The 3,057-nt window shown below is 28.5% G+C and carries 4 protein-coding genes; all 4 read right to left on the minus strand.

From position 1 onward, the window contains the following. Positions 1-169: 169 nt before the first annotated feature. Positions 170-565, minus strand: a complete 396-nt coding sequence (locus FPG59_RS15245; RefSeq protein WP_086455409.1) for a hypothetical protein — start codon at positions 563-565, stop codon at positions 170-172. Positions 566-725: 160 nt separating this feature from the next. Then, positions 726-1,022 (minus strand): hypothetical protein, encoded by a 297-nt coding sequence (locus tag FPG59_RS15250; protein ID WP_086455410.1) that lies wholly within the window; start codon positions 1,020-1,022, stop codon positions 726-728. Positions 1,023-1,194: 172 nt separating this feature from the next. Then, entirely contained in the window at positions 1,195-2,094 is a 900-nt protein-coding gene (locus FPG59_RS15255; protein WP_086455411.1) for a DUF4435 domain-containing protein, read from the minus strand. Further along, positions 2,091-3,057 (minus strand): AAA family ATPase (locus tag FPG59_RS15260; RefSeq protein WP_086455412.1); only part of this gene is annotated, 967 nt, incomplete at its 5' end. The genes FPG59_RS15255 and FPG59_RS15260, both read right to left, overlap by 4 nt.

Here is a 3,057-nt window from a genome sequence, read left to right on the forward strand (position 1 = left end):
CCCCTTGTTATTTCATATGTTTGATAAATTTTCTAGCTTGTTCGAGCGTCCTAATTATTGGTATAGTTATTTTTTCGTCGTATTTTAAATAATAAAAATGGGTACCAACTGAAATCAAATAAACTCTTCACACTCATTAAGATTGACATGCTTATTATAGCGCTGTTTATTATTTAATTAATTTATTAGAACTTACATTTATCAAAATTGCTAATGACGATATTATCGAAGGAGTAAACATAATAAATAAAACAATAATCGGCTCGTATGAATCACCAATGCCGTAACTCTTGGAAAAAATAAATGGTGATAGAATCACAAACAAACATCCAAAAATCAATGAAAATAATGCAGTTAGTTTTATGATGAGTTTATCTTTAAAATCAATCAATCCAAACCTCCGAGCGTTCCATCCTGTTACAGTCATTGTCGTAAATATTGTTAAGGTAAACAATGCAGTAATCTCGAGACTTTCAAAAATTAAAATTAGAAACGTTATAAGTGCCATTATTGAATAAAATACAACTGAAATCCATCCAAAAATCCGAACTATTTTTTCTTTCATTTTTACTTTTATTCTATTCGGTTATACAGCTTTCAAGATCGTCACTCGTATGTGTAATTAGAGTCTAAATATATTTCTGAAAAAATCTAATGACTGAGACAAACTAAAATCATAGTAATCTATTCATCACGAGCGAGACGCTCGCGGTAGCCTTTAGATTTTAAGTTCTACTTAAAAAAAAGCCAACAAAAGTAATAACAAATAGAATCGCCATTACTCCATTCAGAATAAATCCAAATACACTTCTAATTCCAGTTGGCTCCTGTAGGCTTTTGAATGAATATACAATTCCAATTATAGAAATAAGACCGATTAGTAAGCCAATTATAGCAGTAAAATAGTTAGAAATATCAAGCCCAAATACTCCCCAAATTAATAATAAAAATAAAAGTATCGCTATTATTCCTAAGGTAAATGCTATGTTAGAGTTGGTGCATTGTGTTATTCTTTGACTCATATTTCATGTGATTTGTTCTATTTGTCTGCAAGCAAGCGCGAGCGCCACGCTCTTGAACACAAATACTATTTCATTTTTTTTAAATCTAATGACTTCCGCCAACTATAATCATATTGATCCTTAACACCTATCACGAGCGAGACGCTCGCGCCAGCGGGGGAAAGCCTTTCTTTCAGGCACATTTTTTTATTTTGGTTAAATAGACAATTAAACATTCTGGAGTTTCAGAATATTGACTCAATTGCGATAAAATTTGTGCGCTATCGACACTAAATTTTGTTTTCTTTTTCAAAAATTTATTTTTGATATTTGCATCTTCAATCAAGTATTTAAGAAAAAGCGTAAAGAATTCTATTTCATATTTGCCGCGGAAAGAACAAGAATTGCAATTTTCTTCAAAATTTTTTAATTTATCTTTCAACTCTTCTTCGGTTACTTGTATTGAATCTGGATACTTATCCATAATATCGTTCAGAGTATAATTTGATTGTATATTTCCAATTTTTATAACTGCAAAGTCTTTTGGGAATTTTTCATTTAGCGAAATGTTTACAATTGTGTTACTTTTCTTTGCTTTTTCTTTTGCAGTTGCATACCAAGCATTAAACAATTTAACGGCACTGTGAAATTCATTTTGATTTTGTCTAAAAAGATTTATTATGAATATGTATTCATCGTCAATCTCGTGAAGCATAAATTCATTTTTTAATATTCTAGATAAAACACTTTCAGTACAATACAAATTTTCTATTGAATAACATGGAGTGCAATATAATTTTTCGTCCTCTATTTTTTCATCAAAGTCTCTGTCGATAAAAAAAGCAGTTTTTAAATTATTGTATTTAGGGATAATTTTTTCGAATGTCTCTATTACTGATTTTTTGTTACCACAAATTATAGGATGATGATTGTCTTTATAGATCTGATTTATTTTAGGAAAATAATAATGGGTGTCTTTTCCTTCATAAAAACAAAACAAATCTGTCCCAAATTCTCTATGAAGCAATACAAATTTATGAAATGCTACAGCAGAAGAATTTCTGCTTTGTTCTAATAATTCGATAGGATTCATTTTGATTGCATTTTAATATAGTCAGTCAATCCAAATGCATATTTTTGTACTTCATTATCGTAAATGAAAGGAGAATGAGTAACACAAAACAGGAAATTACATTTTTTTGAATTTATAATGTCTGGAAGTAATTTTTGCTGCCAATTTATAGACAATGAAAGTTCTGGCTCGTCAAAAAGTACAATAAAGGATTTGTCTAAATCAAGATAGATTTTTGAAAAAAGTGAAACTATTTGTTTTTCTCCGGAAGATAAATGATTTAGATCAATAACTTTACTTTCGCTATTTTCACTATTATCTCTAATTATTTCCAATTTTACAGAACTTTCGTTGTAGTGAAAATTCTTAAGATTTAAATATTTATTACAAGTCTCGGCAAAGTTTCTAATTGCCAAATCTAGTTCTTCTTGTTCGTTATATAAATCTATTAATTTATCAATTAAAAAAAGCAAACCTTTGTTTGTTTTTTTTCCTGATTTAATATATTCAATGATATTAGATTTGTCTTCATTGGATATCGTATTTCCTACTCTGTCAAGAATAATTTCAAGTTTTCTTTTGTCAATATTTTCTTTTGCTTTGTAATTTGGAAATTCTTTTGAAAGTTGACTTAGCAAATCTCCAGTTATTTTGGAGAAACCAATTAATGACTTGTGAGTAATCTCTTGAGTAATGCTTTTTATTTTCTTTCTAACATCTTCCATCCCAAATTGAATAACTTCATCTATCTCGGATTGCTCGTCATCATCCTCATCCGTTTCATTTTCAAAAAAAGGATTGTCATAATATTCATTTCTATTATTAATTTTTTTTTGTAAACTCTCTAGTTGCGATTCAATTCTCCTGTAAGTTGGGAAGTATAAAATTTTGCTAGATATATTTTGATCTAAAACTTCAATTATATTTTGAAAGTTAAGAGATTCAGATTCGCTAATGAATTTCTTAATAGTTTCATATATAAAT

This window comes from Flavobacterium sp. FPG59, assembly GCF_002150205.1.
Lineage (GTDB): Bacteria > Bacteroidota > Bacteroidia > Flavobacteriales > Flavobacteriaceae > Flavobacterium.

What these genes read in the sequence shown, in the direction of transcription:
- FPG59_RS15255 (WP_086455411.1), bottom strand. Translation starts at nt 2,094, where the DNA reads ATGAATCCTATCGAATTATTAGAACAAAGCAGAAATTCTTCTGCTGTA.
- FPG59_RS15250 (WP_086455410.1), bottom strand. Translation starts at nt 1,022, where the DNA reads ATGAGTCAAAGAATAACACAATGCACCAACTCTAACATAGCATTTACC.
- FPG59_RS15245 (WP_086455409.1), bottom strand. Translation starts at nt 565, where the DNA reads ATGAAAGAAAAAATAGTTCGGATTTTTGGATGGATTTCAGTTGTATTT.